Genomic DNA, 19,935 nt, shown 5'->3' with positions numbered 1-19,935 from the left:
TTAACAGTAAGGATTAAGTTTTCTTGTGATAAAAGGTGTAATAACTGGCATAACATACTGCAATAAACAGTAAACAACCAAAGAAGCTAATACGCATACTTGGATCAAACACCATACTGACGCAGGTGATAAAGCAGAAGATAAAGCCAAGGATTGGCACAATAGGAAACAGGGGTGCTGCAAAACCTAATTCTTCTTTTTTACGTCCTTGTTTATACCATTGGCGACGGAAGTTAAATTGGCTTAAGCAAATACTCATCCAAACGACGACCATGGTAAACGCTGCAATACCTAAAAGGTTTGTAAAAATGGCTTCAGGTGCAAACTGTTCAGACAGTAAACCCGGCATACCCCCAATCATGGTCACGATGACTGCCACGTAAGGGACACCACGTGCATTGATTTTTGAGAAGACTGCTGGCAACTGTTTTTGGTAAGACAACGACCACATCATACGCGAAGCGGCAAATAGTCCTGAGTTCGCAGCAGATAGCAACGCAGTGATAATCACAAAACGAATGATATCTTCAGCATAAGGAATGCCAATGTGCTGGAATACGGTCACAAATGGACTGCTACTCACGCCTTCAGCTGCTAAACCTGCTTCTTGATGCGGGAGGAGTGAAGTCACGACCAAGATGGTACCCACAAAGAAAATCAATAAGCGGAAAATCGCAGTATTGATGGCTTTGGGTACATTCTTAGCAGGATCTTTGGTTTCACCCGCAGCAACACCAATCAGCTCTGTACCAGAAAATGCAAAGTTCACGATCAACATGGTGGTAAAGATAGGGAACAAGCCTTCTGGGAACCAACCCTGAGCTGTTAAGTTGCTAAATAAAGGCGCAGCTTCATAGCCTCTGTAGCCAATCACGCCAAAAATAGCGAGTAGACCCAATAAAATAAAAATAACAACCGTGATAACTTTGACTAAAGCCAACCAAAACTCAGATTCAGCGAACCATTTGGTCGAGATCATATTTAAACTAAATACAAAAGCACCAAAAATTAGGGTCCACATCCACATTGAACTATCTGGAAACCACTCCTGCATGAGAAGTGCGGCAGCTGTAAACTCGGTTCCTAGCGTGACGGACCACGTTAGCCAGTACAGCCATGTGATGGTATAACCTGTACCTGGTCCGATGTAGCGTTTGGCATAGGCGCCAAATGAGCCAGACTCAGGCATATGAACAGCAAGTTCCCCTAAACACAGCATGACCATATATGCAATGATCCCGCCGAGGAAATAAGAAATAATGGCACCTACAGGCCCCGTTTGTGCAATGACTTCACCCGATCCTAAAAATAGGCCAGTCCCGATTGCGCCACCAAGCGAAATCATAACCAGATGTCGAGTACTCATAGCGCGTTTTAAAGGCGCAGAATTGCCCTGATGCGAAGCATCATTCGGAGATGAGTGCATAAGCGTTAATAAGTTCAGGAATGAAGCGGGCTATTGTAGTGAAAAACTGCAAATCTGCAATGAAATAATAATAATTATGAATAAGTGTTGATCGGATAAGATCAAGATATGGCGTCCCTACGGGGATTCGAACCCCGGTTACCGCCGTGAAAGGGCGATGTCCTAGGCCTCTAGACGATAGGGACGTTGCGAGGTGATGCGTATATTAAGGATTAAAGGCCTATTTGTCAAAAGGGTTTTTGCTCTGTGATGGTTGAAAGTTCAAACATTAGGCAAAACAAGTAATTAAATTGAATGAATTTTTTATTGCTGCAAAAGTGAGCCCAAAAAATAAGCTTGAGCTCACTTTGCTGAAGGTACTTAGTTTTTATTATGATAGAGCCAATAGTAACTAGCATAGCAAGCCGCCATAAAGAGTAAGCAGCCAATAAAACCTGAAAGCATTTCAGGGTCAGCCGCCATACTTAAGCCTGTTGCTGTACAGCAGATAAAGCCTAGGATCGGAACCAACGGATACCAAGGGGTACGGAATTTCAGCTCCGATAAAGCCCGACCTTGCTTTAACCATTGGCGACGAAAGTTAAACTGACTCCAGCAAATACTCATCCAGACAATCACCATAGTGAATGCTGCAATACCCATTAAGTTCTTAAAAATGACATCTGCACCAAACTGCTCAGAGAGCAAGCCTGGTAAGCCACCAATCATGGTGACCCAAATGGCAATATAAGGCACCCCAGTTTTACTTACTTTAGCAAAAAGCTTAGGGAGTTGGTTTTGTGAGGACAGGGCCCACATCATACGAGATGCAGCATATAAGCCTGAGTTCGCGGTTGATAATAATGCCGTGATAATCACAAAACGGATAAAGTCTTCGGCATAGGGAATGCCCATTTGGGTGAATACAGTCACAAATGGACTGCTGCTTAAGCCGCCATGTCCACCTACTTGCAAACCTGTGTTGGTGTAGCTAAGTAGCGAACTGATGACAATGATGGTACCAACAAAGAAAATAATCAGGCGCCAAACCGCGGCATGAATGGCTTTGGGTACATTTTTTTCTGGGTTTTCAGTTTCACCTGCGGCAATACCAATCATTTCTGTGCCATTAAAACGAAATTCACAATTAATAAGGTGGTAAACAAAGGAATAAGACCATTCGGTAGCCAGCCTTGCTCAGTCAAGTTGTTAAATAAGGGTGCAGACTCATACCCCTGAAAAGGGATGATACCGAAGATACAGGCAAAGCCTAATAGAATGAAAATAAGTACAGTTGCGACTTTAATCATGGACAGCCAAAACTCAGACTCTGCAAAAGCTCGGGTTGAACTGAGGTTTGAAATCAGGACGCCACTGGCAAAGATCAGGGTCCATAACCAGATCGACGTTTGTGGGAACCATTCCTGTACCAAAATGGCTGCTGCGGTAAATTCGGTACCGAGTGTTGCCGACCAGCCGAGCCAATACATCCACGACACCATATAGCCTGTGCCAGGGCCAATATAACGTGTTGCAAAGGCTCCAAATGAACCAGAAACAGGTAAATGTACTGCAAGCTCTCCAAGGCAAAGCATGACCATATATGCGATCAATCCGCCAATAATATAAGCCAGTACAGCACCGAGAGGGCCTGCCTGAGAGATCACTTCGCCTGAGCCCATGAACAGGCCTGTGCCAATGGCACCACCAAGCGATAACATGATCAGGTGGCGTGTGCTCATGGCGCGTTTTAATGAGGTATTTTGCGGTGAATCAGTTGAAGACTGCGAAGGCGGCGTTGCAGATTGCATAGAAAATCAAACAATGGGCTTAAAGTTATATTCTAGTTTTTAATAAGATGAAAAATCACGTGAATTGAAATTATCTGATGAACTATCGGTATCAATTTAAAAAACAAATGCTTAAAGACTATTTTTTAGTGGTCGGGTGTTGGATAAGAAGAGCTGTTTTCAGCACTTGAATGTAGTTCTTGTGCAACAGGGTCTTGTTTGGTGTTATTGGTCCCTTGTTGGACAAACCATAGATAAAAAATAGAAGGTGATAGAATCAATAAAAAGATTAAAAATTTCTTAAGCATAACAATCAACCTTGAAAAACACGAAGCATCGTATAGCGAGCGCATAGTTAAAATTGAAATATCGGTGGTCAATCAGAAACGATTAAATAAAAAGTGTTGTTTTCTGGAAAAAGATGGCGTCCCTACGGGGATTCGAACCCCGGTTACCGCCGTGAAAGGGCGATGTCCTAGGCCTCTAGACGATAGGGACGTTGCGAGGATGGCGGTATCTTATTGATCCGCCACCAGAGTGTCAAGTAGGTGTGGTGCGAGTTTGTTCAAAATATAACAGAACAGTTCAGCGGTCTTTTGAGTGTCGTATAAAGCCGAGTGGGCCTCTCTACCATCGAACTCAATCCCTGCTTGAATACACGACTTCGCAAGAACGGTTTGACCAAACATCACAGCACTTAAGGTGACGGTGTCAAATACAGAGAAACTGTGAAATGGGTTTTGATTTTTAGTCCCTGTACGTGCAATCGCTGCTTGTACAAAGCCTAAATCAAAGTGGGCGTTATGACCGACCAAGACCGCATGTGTACAGTTCTGCTGGCGACGGACTTCATTGACGGCTTTAAAAATACGTTTTAATGCTGTTTTTTCGTCTTCAGCCATGGCCATGCGCATGGGATTAAAGGGATCAATACCAATAAAGTCCAATGAGCGACGGTCTAGATTTGCACCTTCAAAGGGGTTGATATGTGCATGATGTGCAGGACCCGGTACAAATTGACCTTCTTCATTATAAATAATCGGAATTGCAGCAATTTCCAATAAGGCATCGGTCTGTGCATTAAAACCTGCTGTTTCGACATCGACAACAACAGGTAGAAAACCACGGAAACGCTGACCAATTATTGGCAATGTTTCATTTGTCACACTTTTCTCCATTGAATGGTTTTACCCGCATACAGCGGAATAATGTGTTCACCATCCAAATAGTCTAAACTCTCAGGGATGACTTGGTCTTCTTTTACGAGTGTAATTGTTGAAGTATTGCGCGGTAGACCGTAGAAGTCTGCACCAAAGTGGCTGGCAAAACCTTCAAGGCGTTCAAGTTTACCCACTTGGTCGAAGGCTTGAGCATAAAGTTCAATTGCTGTTGGTGCGCTGTAGCAGCCTGCACATCCACATGCATTTTCTTTGGCATTTTTAGAGTGTGGTGCACTGTCTGTGCCTAAGAAAAACTTGGGGTTGGCACTGGTTGCAACTTCGAGCAAAGTTTGCTGATGGGTTTGACGTTTTAAAATCGGTAAACAATAGAAGTGCGGTTTAATGCCACCAACCAACATATCATTACGGTTAAACAGTAAATGCTGCGGAGTAATGGTTGCAGCCACATTGCGGTCTTGTTCTAAAACAAAGTTGGCTGCTTCACTGGTTGTAATGTGTTCTAAAACCAACTTCAGTTTTGGAAATTGCTTTAGCAGCGGAGAAAGAACTTCATCTAAGAAGCGCTTTTCGCGGTCGAAAATATCGACATGATTGTGTGTAACTTCGCCATGCAGAAGTAATGGAACCTGATGTTCTTCAAGTTGCTCAATAACGGCATAGACTTTACGAATGTCGCTTACACCATTGTCTGAGTTGGTGGTCGCACCAGCAGGGTAGAGTTTAATGGCATTTACAAACTCAGAGTTTTTAATTTTTTTGACTTCTTCAGGCGAAGTTGTGTCAGTAAAATACAACACCATGCGTGGGTCGAAGGCATTGCCTTTTGGTACGTGCGCCATGATGCGTTCACGGTACGCATTCGCTTCCTCAACCGTTTTAACAGGCGGTACTGTATTTGGCATACAAATAGCGCGTGAAAACTGTTGGGCTAAATCGGGAACCGTACGTTGTAATGCAAGACCATCACGAAGGTGAGCGTGCCAATCATCTGGCTGGAGAATCGTAATCGTATTCAAGGCGATTTCTGTCAAAGAAATAAAACAGATGATAATGCATATACGGCAAAAATGGTAATGACAAATAAAGGCATCTTGTCTGATTATTATGATTTATCTTTGTAAATTTGTGTTATTTTTAAGCAACTACAAGAATTAAATCTGGTCTGGTATGGAATATAAATATAACCTCGCCAAACTTCAGTACGATAAAGAAAAAATGGAAGAGCTGATTACACGACACAACCGTCGTATTGGTCAGGTTTTTCCTCAGAAATTAGAACAAGAGTTTTGGCGACTAAACTTAGAGCGCGCGCGTCGCAATATTAATGACTTTCTTTGGTCTGGTGTTTTGGCTTATTTTATTTTTGCCATTTTAACGATTCCAGGGGATTACTGGATTATTGAACAGTCTCATTTTAAACAAGATTTTATTCATTGCTTACTGGGATTGCTGAATGGCGCTGTCTGTCTTTTGTTCCTTTATGTTTTTTCACATTTTACCAAGCTGAAGCCTTTTTTTGCTTATGCAGCCATGTTTGCTGTGTTTTGGGCTGTGGTCTCGACGACTTGGTTGACCATGTCGGTGCATACCGAAGCTTTACGTCATCAAGCGATGATGATTATCTGCATGATTTATGTCTTGGGGTATTTGCTAACTGGAGTAAAGCCGGGATATGTTTTTATCACAGGCGTAGTAGCTGCTGGGGTTTCATTTTTAGTCCTGATTTCGACTCTAGTCAAGTTTGATGCAATCGTGATGGGGCGTGTGATGTTTGGTAGTTGTTTGCTGGGGTTTATTATCAGCCGTATGATCTATGCCCGCGAGCGCATCATTTTTTTAAATATTCGCCGCGCTAAAATTAGTGAAAAAATACATCGAATACACACCTCAGAATTGCTGCATTTAAGTCAGAATGATGAGCTGACGAAGATATCAAATCGGCGTAATTTTGATGAAATGATGGATACCTATTATGAGCAATCACGTCAGGATGAAACACCTTTATCCATTTTGTTTATTGATGTTGATTTCTTCAAAAAGTATAACGACTGTTATGGTCACCAAAAGGGTGATGATGTGATTTCATCCATTGCAAAATCTATTAAAAATGCGATTCGACATATGGATTTTGTGGCGCGTTATGGCGGCGAAGAGTTTGTGGTGTTATTGCCAGAAACCGACGCACATGGCGCTTATGCAGTTGCTTCGAATATTTACCGAGCGATTGAGCGTTTGGAAATTCCGCATGAAATGTCTGAAGTGTCTCCATTTGTCACCATTAGTTTAGGGATTACAGTCTTTAAAGGCGAGGTAGATTTGAGCAAAGTCGAGTTATTGGGGATCGCAGATCAGGCTTTATACCGCGCCAAGCAATTGGGACGTAATCAGATTTATTATCAGCCTTTAACCACATCGACGTGTATAGAATGAATCGCTAAAATAAAAAAAACCGCTCTTATGAGCGGTTTTTTTGACATTCAACAAACTTATTTGTTTTTGTCTTTTAACTGTGGAACAGCAGAACCAGTACCTACAGCTAATAAACCAGTATTGGTATAAATACCAAGTTTCGCACGAGTATCGGTAATGTCCAAATTACGCATAGTTAACTGACCAATACGGTCCATTGGCGTAAACATTGAATCACCTTTCTCCATCGTCAAACGCTCAGCTTCATAAGTGAGGTTTTCAGACTCAGTGTTCATGATGGTGTAGTCATTACCACGACGTAGTTCTAAAGTCACAGTACCTGTGATGGCTTTAGCAACCCAACGTTGCGCAGTTTCACGAAGCATTAATGCTTGAGAGTCGAACCAACGACCTTGGTAAAGTAAACGACCTAAACGTAGACCGTTAATACGGTATTGTTCAATCGTGTCTTCGTTATGAATACCTGTAACCAAGCGCTCATAAGCAATATGTAGAAGTGCCATACCTGGTGCTTCATAAATACCGCGAGATTTTGCTTCAATAATACGGTTTTCGATTTGGTCAGACATACCTAGACCATGACGACCACCAATACGGTTGGCTTCAAGGATGAACTCAACAGGGTCTTCGATACGTTGACCATTGATTGCAACAGGGAAGCCTTCTTCAAAAGTAATCGATACTTCTTCAGCTTTAACTTCTACGTCGTCTTTCCAGAATGCAACGCCCATGATTGGGTCAACAATTTTGATCCCTGCATTGAGGTATTCAAGATCTTTTGCTTCGTGGGTCGCGCCCAACATGTTTGAGTCAGTTGAATACGCTTTTTCTTTTGACATTTTGTAGTCAAAGCCGTTGTCGATCAAGAATTGCGACATTTCAGCACGGCCACCTAATTCATCAATAAACGTTTGGTCTAACCAAGGTTTATAGATTTTAAGTGCAGGGTTGGTCAACAAACCATAACGGTAGAAACGTTCAATATCGTTTCCTTTATATGTTGAACCATCACCCCAGATGTTGACATCATCTTCTTTCATTGCGGTAACAAGCATAGTCCCTGTTACTGCACGACCCAATGGCGTCGTGTTGAAATACGGTACACCACCAGTTGAAATGTGGAACGCACCACATTGAATTGCAGCAATACCTTCAAGTGCAAGCTGTAAACGGCAGTCAACTAAGCGAGCTTTTACTGCGCCATACGCTTCCGCTTTTTTTGGAATCGCATCGTAGTCGTCTTCATCAGGCTGACCTAAGTTTGCTGTATAAGCATAAGGTTCTGCGCCTTTTTGTTTCATCCACAAAAGTGCAGCTGAAGTATCTAGACCACCAGAGAAGGCAATACCAACTTTTTTGCCAACTGGGACATTCTGCAAGATAGTTGCATTATCAGTCATTGTTAATCCTAACGATATAAATATAGGCACCGAGAATGGGTGGCCTGAAAGAATACATATGTCCGCGATTGTAGCACTTTTCCAAATGGTTTTTCTAAAAAATCATAGGGCTTTAAAAATATTAAAGCTCATGTGCATATCGATACTGTTGAAAAATTTCTGGTTAAAATCGGTTTCTATATTGTGTGCTCAATTTTTGTCTTTTTAGAAGATGTTTAGGCTGTAAATTAATCAGAAAAGTGGTGAAGTTTGTTTGGTTTTAAATTGGTATTACCAATATTGTGTGATTTTTCCATTTTTTGAGTATTAAGCTGGATTTAAGTTCGGTGATTATTTTTTATATTATTAGACTAAAGTCTAAAATTGGCATTATTTTCATAAAAATATCAGTAAAAACAATGATATTAATTTGATTGAAATATGATCTAGTTTATGAAGGTAGTTAATATTGGTCATACCAATATTAACTTTTAATTGAAGTTTTACTTCATTTTAAATCAAAATAAGCCAAGCATAAGTCATTATTGGTTTGTTTCTCTTTACGGTTGCTTATATTGGTCTGTCCAATATTGGCAAAAGTGCCAATAATATGCTCAAAATTAAATCTTAGTAAGCATTTCAAGGAGATGACAATGCTTCAATGGCAGCAAATGTATGACCCGATGGGGAATATTTGGATTTCAAGTCTAATTGCACTGATTCCGATTATCTTCTTCTTTTTGGCGCTCGCGGTATTTCGTTTAAAAGGCAGTGTGGCAGGTACCATTACCGTTGTACTTGCACTTCTTGTCTCTTTATTTGCCTATAAGATGCCAGTGCTGATGGCATTCGCATCGATGGCCTATGGTTTCCTCTACGGTTTATGGCCGATTGCATGGATCATTATTGGCGCTGTATTCCTGTATAAAATTTCAGTGAAGACAGGGCAGTTCGACATCATTCGTTCTTCTATTCTCTCAATTACTGAAGACCAGCGTTTACAAATGCTTTTGGTGGGTTTTGCTTTTGGTACCTTCTTAGAAGGTGCAGCAGGCTTTGGTGCTCCTGTGGCGATTACCGCAGCATTATTAGTCGGTTTAGGCTTTAAACCTTTATATGCAGCAGGTCTCTGTCTAATCGTAAACACAGCACCTGTGGCTTTTGGTGCTATGGGTATTCCAATTATTGTTGCTGGACAAGTCTCTGGTGTCGATACGATGGAAATCAGCCAAATGGTGGGCCGTCAGCTACCATTTATGGTGCCAATCGTGTTGTTCTGGATTATGGCAATCATGGACGGCTGGCGCGGTGTTAAAGAAACATGGCCAGCAGTTGTGGTGGGTGCAAGTAGCTTTGCAATTGCACAATACTTAACTTCTAACTTTGTTGGTCCAGAATTACCCGATATTACGGCTGCAATTGCATCCCTGATTTCTTTAACAATTTTGTTTAAATATTGGCAGCCGAAGCACATTTTCCGTTTTGCAGATCAAGACGCAACGATGAGTGAGGATGTGGCTGCACAAAAACAGCAAAAATACACTGTAGGACAAATTGCAAAAGCATGGTCTCCATTCGCGATTTTAACTGTGATGGTGACGATCTGGAGTGTGAAACCGTTTAAGGATTTATTTGCCAAAGACGGTGCATTGCATGATCTCGTGATTTCAATCAAAGTACCATTTTTGCATCAAATGATTCAAAAAATGCCACCTGTAGTTGCTGAAATTAAAGACTATGACGCGATTTACAAATTTGATTGGATCTCGGCTACAGGAACTGCGATTTTTATTGCAGCATTGATCACTATTGCCTATTTGAAGATGAAACCGAAAGATGCTGTGGTAACTTTTGGTGAAACCCTGAATGAATTGAAAGTTCCCATTTATTCAATTGGTATGGTGTTGTCTTTTGCATTTATCGCAAACTATTCGGGTATGTCTTCGACCTTGGCTTTGGCCCTTGCACATACAGGTTCAGCATTTACGTTCTTCTCGCCTTTCTTGGGTTGGTTGGGGGTATTCCTTACAGGTTCAGATACTTCTGCCAATGCACTGTTTTCAGCGCTTCAAGCCACTACAGCTCAGCAAATTGGTGTGCCAGAAGTTTTACTGGTGGCAGCCAATACCAGTGGTGGTGTGACCGGTAAGATGATTTCACCTCAATCGATTGCAATTGCGTGTGCGGCGGTAGGACTGGTTGGTAAAGAGTCTGATTTATTCCGTTTTACCTTAAAACACAGTATATCGTTCACAATTATGATGGGTATTATGATTACTCTACAAGCCTATGTGTTCCCATGGATGATTCCATAACACAAATTGTGTATCAACGTTAAGGAAAGCAGATGAAAGTCTCCGATAAAGCTGTACAAAGCCTGCGTGTATTGATTGAACAAAGCAATATGCAAGTTGGAGACCGTCTGCCTGCTGAAAGAAAACTGTGTGAACAGCTTCAAGTCTCTCGCTCTTCTTTAAGAGAGGCCATTTCGCAGTTGACCAGCATGGGTATGTTGGTCAGCAAAGTGGGGGCGGGGACTTTTTTAAAACAATTACCAGCAACTTGGTCCAGTTATCAAATCGTACAACCGATTAGTAATTTGATGAGTGAGGATCCTGCCTATCGATTTGATGTGCAAGAGGCGCGCATTATTTTAGAAGGTGGAACAACTTGGTATGCAGCACAACGCGCAACCCAAGAAGATCTGGTGAACATCCGACATCATTATGATCAGATTAACCATTTTCAGGCTTTGGGAAATGATGACGAGGCGGCTCGTGCAGATGCGAAATTTCATTTAGCGATTGCTGAAGCATCTCATAATTTGGTTTTGATTCAGATGATGCGTGGTTTGTTTGATTTGTTGCAGTTCAACGTCGCTTTGGGACGTCGAAAAGTCTATAGCGAAGCACACCGTTTTGATCAATTGCATGATCAGCACTTTCAAGTCATGAATGCAATTGAACGTCGTGATCCAGAAGCTGCACGTAAGGCAGTCTGTGGACACATTGAGTTTGTAGTACAACAGGTGCGAATGATTGATGAGGAAGAAGCTCGTCGTCAGCGTGCCAGTCGATTAAACAGGATATAAGCATGATTATTTCTTCTGCCAATGACTACCGTGAAGCGGCACGACGTCGTTTACCGCCATTTTTATTCCATTACATCGATGGTGGTGCGTATGCAGAATATACCCTGAAGCGTAATGTAGAAGATTTATCAAAAATTGCTTTGCGCCAGCGTGTACTGAACGACATGTCACAGTTAAGTTTAGAGACCAAACTGTTTGATGAAACTTTGTCGATGCCTGTTGCATTATCTCCTGTGGGTTTAACAGGCATGTATGCACGCCGCGGTGAAGTTCAAGCTGCTGTCGCTGCAGATAAAAAGGGTATTCCGTTTACACTGTCTACCGTTTCAGTATGTCCAATTGAGGAAGTGGCGCCTGCGATTCAGCGTCCAATGTGGTTCCAGCTCTATGTACTGCGTGACCGTGGTTTCATGAAAAACGCTTTGGAACGTGCTAAAGCGGCAGGCTGTTCAACCTTGGTGTTTACTGTGGATATGCCTGTTCCGGGCGCACGTTACCGTGATGCCCACTCGGGTATGAGTGGCCCAAATGCAGCAATGCGCCGTTATATGCAGTCGTGTTTCCACCCACACTGGGCGTGGAATGTCGGCATGATGGGACGTCCGCATGACTTGGGCAATATTTCTAAATACTTAGGTAAGCCTACAGGTCTAGAAGATTATATTGGTTGGTTAGGCTCTAACTTTGATCCGTCTATTTCGTGGAAAGACCTTGAGTGGATTCGTGAGTTTTGGGATGGCCCAATGGTCATTAAAGGAATTCTGGATCCTGAAGATGCCAAAGATGCAGTGCGTTTTGGTGCAGATGGGATTGTGGTTTCAAACCATGGTGGTCGTCAGCTCGATGGTGTTTTATCTTCTGCACGTGCACTTCCGCCAATTGCAGATGCAGTCAAGGGTGATATTAAAATCCTTGCGGATTCGGGTATTCGTAATGGTCTAGATGTTGTGCGTATGCTGGCGTTGGGTGCAGACACGTGTATGCTTGGTCGTGCCTTTGTTTATGCTTTAGGTGCAGCAGGCGGTGAAGGTGTTTCAAATCTTTTAGAATTGATTGATAAAGAAATGCGTGTTGCTATGACCTTAACAGGTGCAAAAACCATTGCTGATATTACTTCAGATTGTTTAGTGAAGTTAGAACGAGAGTTGGCTGAGTAAAACTCTCTAATAAAAGCGAATGAATATAAAGAAGCATCCTTTGCCTCATTTTGAATTAAAAAATTTAAGTTCAATTGCGTAGGCGATACCTTACTTTTCAAAGATGAAAAGTAACAAAAATCTTTTGTTGGGCGAGGGGTACGTCCTGTACCCCCTCCCAACGCCGGCATCCATGCCGCCACACGACATCGAATACCGTGATTAATACTCTTAAAAAATGAATGTGTTATTTCATAATCTAGCTTTATTGAAAAGCTCAAAAAATTAATGGGCAGGATATAAAATGCAATCCAATTTAGACGCACCGCAAACTATTCAAAAGCTCATAACTATTGTGGGTAAACAACACGTTTTAACCGATGATAAAGACACGCGTTTATATCGCCAAGGCCGTCGTTATGGTGCGGGGAAAGTGCTGGCTGTTGTTGCACCGGGGTCATTACTTGAACAGTGGCAGGTACTACAAGCGGCTGTTGATGCAGATTGTATTGTGATTATGCAAGCAGCCAATACAGGTTTGACCGGTGGTTCAACGCCTTTTGGCGATGACTATGACCGTCCTGTGGTACTGATCAGCACGCGTCGTTTGATTGGCATTCAGGTTATTAATGACGGTCAGCAAGTGATTTGTCTACCTGGTGCAACACTAGATCGACTTGAAAAAGAATTGGTGCCATTTAATCGGGAGCCACACTCGGTGATTGGTTCATCGTGTATTGGTGCTTCGGTTTTAGGTGGTGTCTGTAATAATTCGGGCGGTGCTTTGGTACGCCGTGGTCCTGCTTATACTGAGCTGGCATTGTACGCTCGTGTCAATGATGATGGTCAGTTAGAGTTGGTGAATCATCTAGGGGTAAATCTTGGAGAAACACCAGAAGAAATTCTAAGCAAGCTTGAAACGAAAAATTATCAAATCGGCGATATTATCAATAATTCGGGCTGCTGCGCATCGGACCATCGTTATGGACATGATGTTAAACAAGTGGATGAAAATACGCCTGCACGTTTTAATGCCGATCCGACTCGTTTATATGAAGCATCGGGTTCGGCAGGTAAAGTGTGTGTTTTTGCTGTACGTTTGGATACCTTTGAAAAAATCCCAAGTCAGGTGTTCTATGTAGGTACAAACTCACATGATGATTTGACTGCAATTCGCCGTTTTTTACTAAAAGATTTGCCGCGATTGCCGATTGCAGGGGAATACATCCACCGTGTGGCTTATGATATTGGGGCGGAGTACGGCAAAGATACTTTTATGTTCATTGAAAAACTCGGCACAGCCAAAGTACCTGCTGCATTTGCAATGAAAGATAAGGTCGATGCGTACTTAGAAAAATTTGGTATGAAAGGACTGTCAGATAAAGTCCTGCAATTGATCACCAAATTTTTGCCTAGTCATTTACCGAAACGGATGAATGCTTTCCGTGATTTATATGAACATCACTTGGTTATTCGGATTGAAAATCAAGATGTCGAGCAAGTTGAAAGCTTTTTAAGACATTATTTCCAAGATAAAACCTCAGGTGATTTTTTCCACTGTACAGAGGAAGAAGGACGTAAAGCATTTTTACATCGCTTTGCTGTTGCAGGTGCAGCAATTCGCTATCGGGATACGCACCGTTCAGAGGTTGAAGATATTGTGGCTCTGGATATCGCATTGCGTCGTAATGATCGCGAGTGGGTGGAAACCTTACCCAAAGAGATGGATGATCTGATTGTTCATAAACTCTATTATGGTCACTTTTTATGTCATGTGTTTCATCAGGACTATATTGTGAAAAAAGGCGTGGATCCTTTGGCGATGGAACATCAAATGTGGCATTTACTGGATGCTCGTGGGGCGGAATACCCAGCTGAGCATAATGTCGGACATTTATATGTAGCAAAACCTGCACTACGAACGCATTATGAAAAGCTTGATCCAACCAATAGTTTTAATGTGGGTATTGGTCAAACCAGTAAGCTGAAGCATTGGCAGTAAAGGACTTTGGTCTAAAAAACTAAACCAGTGAGGGCAACGTCACTGGTTTTTTATTGTCGTATGTTTTTGAGAGCTCAATTGAATTGACCGTAGATGCCAAGAATTTTTTATAAATTGTCATCCCAATATTTTAAAAAACAGCTAAAGTAGTATGCAACAAGTTGCAAAGCCAAAGATAAGGATTCATGATGACAACCAATAGCTATGCACATATTTTAAAACCCTTACATTTGGGTTTTACTACCATTAAAAACCGTGTGGTGATGGGCTCCATGCATACGGGCTTGGAAGATCGTTTTTATAATTATCCAAAATTGGCAGCATACTTCGGTGAGCGTGCTAAAGGTGGAGTCGGCCTGATCATTACAGGTGGAATTTCTCCAAACCGTCAAGGTTGGCTCCTACCTGCGGGTGGAACGATGAATACACTGGGGGATATTGCTCCACATCGTTTAGTGACCCATGCCGTACATAAGCATGGCGCAAAAATTTTAATGCAGATTTTGCATGCTGGACGTTATGGCTACCAACCCTTTGTGGTTTCTGCCAGCCCAATTAAATCGCCAATTTCGCCTTTTAAACCGCGTCAAATGTCTGAAAAACAAATTTTGAATACCATTGATGACTATGTTAACTGTGCCAGTCTTGCCAAAAAGGCGGGCTATGACGGTGTGGAAATTATGGGTTCAGAAGGTTATTTACTGAATCAATTCTTAAGCCGTCATGTGAACCAACGTGAAGACCGTTGGGGTGGGCCGATTGAAAACCGTATGCGTTTTGCGGTCGAAATCGTCAAAGGAATACGTGCACAAGTCGGCGAAAAATTTATTATTTGCTTCCGTTTGTCATTGCTCGATTTGGTGCATGATGGCAATACCATGAAAGAAGTGGTTACGATTGCGCAAGCACTAGAAAAAGCAGGCATTACCTTATTGAATACAGGGATTGGTTGGCATGAAGCGCGGATTCCAACTATTGTGACTTCGGTACCACGTGCTGCTTTTGTTGACTATACTGCGGAAGTGAAAAAGCACGTGGCTGTGCCAGTGATTGCCTCAAACCGTATTAACATGCCAGATACCGCGGAAGAGATTTTGGCATCGGGCAAAGCGGATATGGTGCAAATGGCACGTCCGTTATTGGCTGATGCTTTTTGGGTGAATAAAACAGCGACCAATCGTGTTGATGAGATCAATACGTGTATCGCTTGTAACCAAGCATGCTTAGATCATACTTTTAAAAACCAACGTGCAACCTGTTTGGTCAACCCGCGTGCAGCGTTTGAAACAGAGTTGGTTTATTTGAAGGCGAAACAACCGAAACGAGTTGCGGTAGTGGGTGGTGGTGTCGCAGGGATGTCAGCCGCGACGGTTGCAGCCAGTCGTGGACACCAAGTGACATTGTTTGAAGCAAGTCATGAAGTGGGTGGACAGTTCAACTTGGCAAAAGTTGTGCCCGGTAAAGAAGAGTTTCATGAAACCATTCGTTATTTCAAAGTACAGATTGAAAAAACGGGAGTCGACTTACGTTTAAACACCAAGGTGAATCGTGAGCAGCTTGAGCGTGAAGGCTTTGAAGAAATTATCATTGCCACGGGTGTTGTGCCACGTGCATTACGTATCGAAGGGAGTGATTCACCGCAAGTCTTGTCTTATGCAGAAGTGTTACGCGGCGCACCTGTCGGTCGAAAAGTTGCGGTGATTGGTGCTGGAGGGATTGGTTTTGATGTGTCTGAGTATTTATTGAAACCAGAGCATCAACCTCAGCCACAACTGCTTGCAGATTGGCAACGTGAATGGGGTGTAGATCCAAACCCGAATTATGTCTCTGAAGGGGGCATGCAGATTGCAAAAGTTCATCCGCCTATTCGTGAGATTTATTTATTGCAACGTAAAACCTCTGCATTGGGTGCCGGCTTAGGTAAAACCTCAGGCTGGGTACACCGTGCACAGTTGAAAAAACATGCAGTTCGAATGCTACGTGGGGTGCAATATAAAGCAGTGACTAATGAAGGTCTTTGGATAGATTTGGCAGGACAAGATCAATTGTTACGTGTCGATACCATCGTTGTGTGTGCAGGACAGGAGTCAGTGAAAGATCTGATGCCAAGTGCTGAGCAAAATACGTTAGCCAATTATCACATTATTGGTGGTGCTAAACTCGCAGCTGAGTTAGATGCAAAACGTGCCATTCGTGAAGGTGCAGAAGTTGCTGCAAAATTGTAAACGTTTGATGAAACAATATGCAGTTGGTTGCTTCAAGGTGAATTTTCACTTGTCATTGAAACAAAAGCTCCGTATGATGGCGCACATGGAAGCGTGGCAGAGCGGTTTAATGCACCGGTCTTGAAAACCGACGAGGGCTTATACCCCTCCGTGAGTTCGAATCTCACCGCTTCCGCCAAATATCAACGACTTAGCCCTGACATCCTCAGGGCTTTGTTGTTTCTAGGCTTATGCAACGTAAGCCTGTAGTAAGCATAATAAAAACTTGGTTTGAGTTTAAATTATTGTTCAAGACTAAATACAATCTCAAATTGGATACTGTCCCAAATAGTTAATTCACCGATCCAATCGGTTTTTGCATTAAATCTTTTGGGGTATTGACTGCCATCTTTACCATCTAAAATATTCTGAAAATCCGAGCTTTTATCGAGCATAGCTATAATTGGTCTAATTTTTAATTTTTCTTCTAATGCAAGATCAAGGTTTTTCTTAAATTCATTACGTCCATTACCAGACCATCTATCAATACGGTCACGATAAACTTGTTTTCTTTCAGTTGGATGTTTGGACATTAAAGGTTTATGACCCCATAAACTAACAATTAGTTCATTATTAGAGCTAATTGAGGATACTGACCAGTTTGGATTTTTTAGATCAGCATCAAATTTTTTAAACTCAGAAACGATACCCACAATAATACTCATATTCAAATTTACCCTTGTTTAAGATATGCTGATCGGCATAAATTACAAGTATTTAAGGTTAATAAATGTCTGATACTCCGACTGTTTGGGGTGTACACATGGGTGTACATGTTGGAACTGAGCCAGTTGAAAAAAATTACATTGTCAGTGGCAGTGAACTTTGTTTCATAAATACCTAAAACTATGGTTTTATTATATTTATTTTTTATTGAAATTTTCGCAAATTCATTAAAAACCAATATCTTGCAAAATATTTATGCAACAAAGCCAATCTATATTAAACCAGCCTTTCAAGGATTCGGTTTTTTACCATGAAGATAAAACATCGTGACTGTTTCTTAAGATGTATTGCAGAGCAACATAGTGTTGAGCTTGTGCAACGGTTATCATAGAGTCAACAAAGCGTTGGAAGACATTATGAAAATCGTGGCAGATGAAAATCTCGCATTTACCGATTATTTTTTTGCCGAATTTGGTGAAATTGAGCACAAAGCAGGGCGTACTTTAACACATGCCGATGTTGTAGATGCCAAAGCACTGTTGGTGCGTTCCGTAACTCAAGTCAATCCAGCATTAATCAATAACACCACACTTCAATATGTGGGTAGTGCAACCATTGGTACAGACCATTTAGATATTGAAGCCATTGAGAAACAGAATATTCAATGGGCGAATGCCGCAGGTTGTAATGCGCAGGCGGTGGCTGAATATGTAATTACGGCTTTACTCCATCTCAATCCAGTATTGCTGAACGCTAAAGAAAGTTTTACTTTGGGCATTATTGGCCTAGGAAATGTCGGTTCTCGCTTAGCTTATATGGTCAAACTATTGGGCTGGAATGTGATCGGTCATGATCCTTTTGTACAGCAAGATGCGATTCAGCAGGTCGATTTAAATGCCTTATTAAGTACTGCTGATGCGATTTCATTGCATGTGCCCTTAACCAAAACAGGATCACATCCAACCTACCATTTGTTCAACGCCGAAGCTTTCGCTGCGATGAAAACGACAGCAATATTGATTAATTCTGCGCGTGGGCCTGTAATTGAAGAGCAGGCTTTATTGGCCGACATCGAAAAAACACAGCGTAAAGTGGTACTAGATGTCTTTGAGCATGAGCCTGTGATTTCTGAACAAGTGTTGAATGCTGTGAGTCTGGTGACGCCACATATCGCAGGTTATAGCTTAGAAGGCAAAGCGCGTGGTACACAAATGATCTATGAGGCTTTCTGTAAAACCTTTCAGTTTGAAGCACATAAAAGTTTCGAGTCGCAGTTGCCTGTATGTGCTCAATATTTTGAAGGCCAAGATTTGAAATCTGTACTTCAACAGCATTTAAGGGAAATCTACCCGATTGCACGAGATGACCAAGCCTTACGTGCTTGCTTAAAAGAGGGGATGATTGACCAAAAAGCCTTTGATCATTTAAGAAAGACTTATCCATTACGTCGTGAATGGGCTGCACACGGAGGGCCGAAGGCATGAGTCAGGACGTGATCCATTATCAGCCAACCTGTGACTTAAAAGCCATGCGAGCGCGTGCGCAAATGTACAGCCAAATTCGTCAGTTTTTTGCTGAACGTGAAGTACTTGAGGTTGAAACCCCGATTTTATCTCAAGCTGGTGTGACCGATGTGCATTTGGCTTCGGTTCAAGCACAGCGCCATCTACAAGGCAAACAACAAACGCATTATTTGCAGACCTCACCTGAGTTTGCCATGAAGCGCTTATTGGCCAGTGGTAGTGGGCCGATTTATCAAATCTGTAAAGTTTTCCGTGATGATGAACATGGTCGTAAACACAATAGTGAATTTACCATGCTGGAATGGTATAGACCGAATTTCAGTTTGAAGGATTTGATGTTTGAAGTGACAGACTTATTGAATGTCACATTAAAGCAGCGTTTTGGTGAGGTTCGCCCTACCATTTTGAGCTATAAGCATGCGTTTATGGATCGTTTGGATTTGAACCCACTGCAAGCCAGTTTGAAGGAGTTAAAAGACTGCTGTAATCGCGTGGGTTTAAATTTGGACTTGGGTGATGACCGACTTGGCTATATCGATTTGCTCTTTTCACATTTTGTAGAACCAAGTCTAGGTTTTGATACGCCCGTATTTCTAACCGATTTTCCACCAGAGCTAGCCTCGCTTGCCAAAACTAAAACGGATGAAGACGGTGAATTGGTTGCAGCGCGTTTTGAGTTGTATATTGAAGGTTTGGAACTCGCCAACGCTTATGATGAGTTGATCGACGCAGAGGTGTTGCGTTCGCGTTTTGAAGCCGATAATGCTGAACGTGAAAAGTTAGACTTACATGTGATGCCAGTCGATGAGTTTTTATTGGCTGCTTTGCCTCAAATGACCGCATGTGCAGGTATTGCGTTAGGTGTGGATCGTTTGTTAATGATTGCAACAGAACACATGCAGTTGGAAAAGGTGATTACCTTTCCCGCATCCATTTCTTAATGTCTTGTCCTGAAATAGATTGACAGTATTCCACTTCAAACCGAGTTAAGCAATTAGCTCGGTTTTAGTTTGCTCATACATCTGATTCGGGGTGTTCATATTTAAACTTAAATGTGGTCTATAGCAA

General features: G+C 42.1%; 14 protein-coding genes, 3 tRNA genes and 1 pseudogene. 9 read left to right on the top strand and 9 right to left on the bottom strand.

The window, feature by feature from the left end; genetic code table 11:
* Window positions 1-13: 13 nt before the first annotated feature.
* From MF4642_RS07390 to pyrC, 7 genes and pseudogenes are all read right to left on the bottom strand, one after another.
* Window positions 14-1,426 carry an amino acid permease gene (locus tag MF4642_RS07390; RefSeq protein ID WP_078388883.1) on the bottom strand — a complete coding sequence of 471 codons (1,413 nt, stop codon included), beginning with the start codon at window positions 1,424-1,426 and terminating at the stop codon, window positions 14-16.
* A gap of 109 nt (window positions 1,427-1,535) precedes the next feature.
* Window positions 1,536-1,611: transfer RNA gene (locus tag MF4642_RS07385), tRNA-Glu, on the bottom strand.
* 175 nt (window positions 1,612-1,786) lie between these two features.
* Window positions 1,787-3,216: pseudogene (locus MF4642_RS07380) on the bottom strand (amino acid permease).
* Window positions 3,217-3,341: 125 nt separating this feature from the next.
* Window positions 3,342-3,503, bottom strand: coding sequence for a hypothetical protein (locus MF4642_RS16955; protein WP_162841305.1), 162 nt, complete (start codon window positions 3,501-3,503; stop codon window positions 3,342-3,344).
* A 114-nt stretch (window positions 3,504-3,617) separates the two neighbouring features.
* Window positions 3,618-3,693: transfer RNA gene (locus MF4642_RS07375), tRNA-Glu, on the bottom strand.
* A gap of 20 nt (window positions 3,694-3,713) precedes the next feature.
* Window positions 3,714-4,373: a ribonuclease T gene (gene rnt / locus MF4642_RS07370; RefSeq protein WP_005399764.1), complete on the bottom strand. Its 660-nt coding sequence runs from the start codon at window positions 4,371-4,373 to the stop codon at window positions 3,714-3,716.
* Complete coding sequence (gene pyrC, locus MF4642_RS07365; RefSeq protein ID WP_078425871.1) at window positions 4,358-5,392, bottom strand: dihydroorotase; 1,035 nt, start codon at window positions 5,390-5,392, stop codon at window positions 4,358-4,360. The genes rnt and pyrC overlap by 16 nt, the downstream gene beginning before the upstream one ends.
* A 151-nt stretch (window positions 5,393-5,543) precedes the next feature.
* Between pyrC and MF4642_RS07360 the strand changes: the two genes are divergently transcribed.
* Window positions 5,544-6,806 carry a GGDEF domain-containing protein gene (locus MF4642_RS07360; protein WP_078425790.1) on the top strand — a complete coding sequence of 421 codons (1,263 nt, stop codon included), beginning with the start codon at window positions 5,544-5,546 and terminating at the stop codon, window positions 6,804-6,806.
* 56 nt (window positions 6,807-6,862) lie between these two features.
* On the opposite strand, the gene argG is transcribed toward MF4642_RS07360, so the two are convergent.
* Complete coding sequence (argG, locus tag MF4642_RS07355; RefSeq protein ID WP_004694013.1) at window positions 6,863-8,206, bottom strand: argininosuccinate synthase; 1,344 nt, start codon at window positions 8,204-8,206, stop codon at window positions 6,863-6,865.
* Window positions 8,207-8,832: 626 nt separating this feature from the next.
* Between argG and lldP the strand changes: the two genes are divergently transcribed.
* The 6 genes from lldP (at window position 8,833) to MF4642_RS07325 (ending at window position 16,817) form a co-directional block, all read left to right on the top strand.
* Window positions 8,833-10,500: an L-lactate permease gene (lldP, locus tag MF4642_RS07350; RefSeq protein ID WP_171262504.1), complete on the top strand. Its 1,668-nt coding sequence runs from the start codon at window positions 8,833-8,835 to the stop codon at window positions 10,498-10,500.
* 32 nt (window positions 10,501-10,532) lie between these two features.
* The gene (gene lldR, locus MF4642_RS07345) at window positions 10,533-11,276 is read left to right on the top strand and encodes a transcriptional regulator LldR (protein WP_004694009.1); all 744 of its coding nucleotides are present in this window, start codon (window positions 10,533-10,535) and stop codon (window positions 11,274-11,276) included.
* A gap of 2 nt (window positions 11,277-11,278) precedes the next feature.
* Window positions 11,279-12,433, top strand: coding sequence for an FMN-dependent L-lactate dehydrogenase LldD (gene lldD, locus MF4642_RS07340; protein ID WP_062034458.1), 1,155 nt, complete (start codon window positions 11,279-11,281; stop codon window positions 12,431-12,433).
* Between the two features lie 283 nt (window positions 12,434-12,716).
* Window positions 12,717-14,414 carry a D-lactate dehydrogenase gene (gene dld, locus MF4642_RS07335; RefSeq protein WP_078425788.1) on the top strand — a complete coding sequence of 566 codons (1,698 nt, stop codon included), beginning with the start codon at window positions 12,717-12,719 and terminating at the stop codon, window positions 14,412-14,414.
* Window positions 14,415-14,602: 188 nt separating this feature from the next.
* A complete protein-coding gene (locus tag MF4642_RS07330) occupies window positions 14,603-16,639 on the top strand; it encodes an NADPH-dependent 2,4-dienoyl-CoA reductase (RefSeq protein ID WP_078425787.1) in 2,037 nt (678 codons plus the stop codon).
* Window positions 16,640-16,726: 87 nt separating this feature from the next.
* Window positions 16,727-16,817: transfer RNA gene (locus MF4642_RS07325), tRNA-Ser, on the top strand.
* Window positions 16,818-16,920: 103 nt separating this feature from the next.
* Here the strand turns inward: MF4642_RS07325 and MF4642_RS07320 are convergent.
* Window positions 16,921-17,343 (bottom strand): hypothetical protein, encoded by a 423-nt coding sequence (locus MF4642_RS07320; protein ID WP_078425786.1) that lies wholly within the window; start codon window positions 17,341-17,343, stop codon window positions 16,921-16,923.
* 417 nt (window positions 17,344-17,760) lie between these two features.
* Between MF4642_RS07320 and MF4642_RS07315 the strand changes: the two genes are divergently transcribed.
* Window positions 17,761-18,828 (top strand): 4-phosphoerythronate dehydrogenase, encoded by a 1,068-nt coding sequence (locus MF4642_RS07315; RefSeq protein WP_078425785.1) that lies wholly within the window; start codon window positions 17,761-17,763, stop codon window positions 18,826-18,828.
* Window positions 18,825-19,808 carry an EF-P lysine aminoacylase EpmA gene (epmA, locus tag MF4642_RS07310; protein ID WP_078425784.1) on the top strand — a complete coding sequence of 328 codons (984 nt, stop codon included), beginning with the start codon at window positions 18,825-18,827 and terminating at the stop codon, window positions 19,806-19,808. The genes MF4642_RS07315 and epmA overlap by 4 nt, the downstream gene beginning before the upstream one ends.
* Window positions 19,809-19,935 lie beyond the last annotated feature (127 nt).

Origin of the sequence: Acinetobacter sp. MF4642 (genome assembly GCF_002018925.1) — a bacterium.
Lineage (GTDB): Bacteria > Pseudomonadota > Gammaproteobacteria > Pseudomonadales > Moraxellaceae > Acinetobacter > Acinetobacter johnsonii.
Note: the sequence above shows the minus strand (reverse complement) of the source record. Positions and strands in the feature narration are given on the sequence as shown.

Coding starts and splice junctions, on each gene's coding strand:
- MF4642_RS07390 (WP_078388883.1), bottom strand. CDS start 1,426: ATGCACTCATCTCCGAATGATGCTTCGCATCAGGGCAATTCTGCGCCT.
- MF4642_RS16955 (WP_162841305.1), bottom strand. CDS start 3,503: ATGCTTAAGAAATTTTTAATCTTTTTATTGATTCTATCACCTTCTATT.
- rnt (WP_005399764.1), bottom strand. CDS start 4,373: ATGGAGAAAAGTGTGACAAATGAAACATTGCCAATAATTGGTCAGCGT.
- MF4642_RS07360 (WP_078425790.1), top strand. CDS start 5,544: ATGGAATATAAATATAACCTCGCCAAACTTCAGTACGATAAAGAAAAA.
- argG (WP_004694013.1), bottom strand. CDS start 8,206: ATGACTGATAATGCAACTATCTTGCAGAATGTCCCAGTTGGCAAAAAA.
- lldP (WP_171262504.1), top strand. CDS start 8,833: ATGACAATGCTTCAATGGCAGCAAATGTATGACCCGATGGGGAATATT.
- lldR (WP_004694009.1), top strand. CDS start 10,533: ATGAAAGTCTCCGATAAAGCTGTACAAAGCCTGCGTGTATTGATTGAA.
- lldD (WP_062034458.1), top strand. CDS start 11,279: ATGATTATTTCTTCTGCCAATGACTACCGTGAAGCGGCACGACGTCGT.
- dld (WP_078425788.1), top strand. CDS start 12,717: ATGCAATCCAATTTAGACGCACCGCAAACTATTCAAAAGCTCATAACT.
- MF4642_RS07330 (WP_078425787.1), top strand. CDS start 14,603: ATGACAACCAATAGCTATGCACATATTTTAAAACCCTTACATTTGGGT.
- MF4642_RS07320 (WP_078425786.1), bottom strand. CDS start 17,343: ATGAGTATTATTGTGGGTATCGTTTCTGAGTTTAAAAAATTTGATGCT.
- MF4642_RS07315 (WP_078425785.1), top strand. CDS start 17,761: ATGAAAATCGTGGCAGATGAAAATCTCGCATTTACCGATTATTTTTTT.
- epmA (WP_078425784.1), top strand. CDS start 18,825: ATGAGTCAGGACGTGATCCATTATCAGCCAACCTGTGACTTAAAAGCC.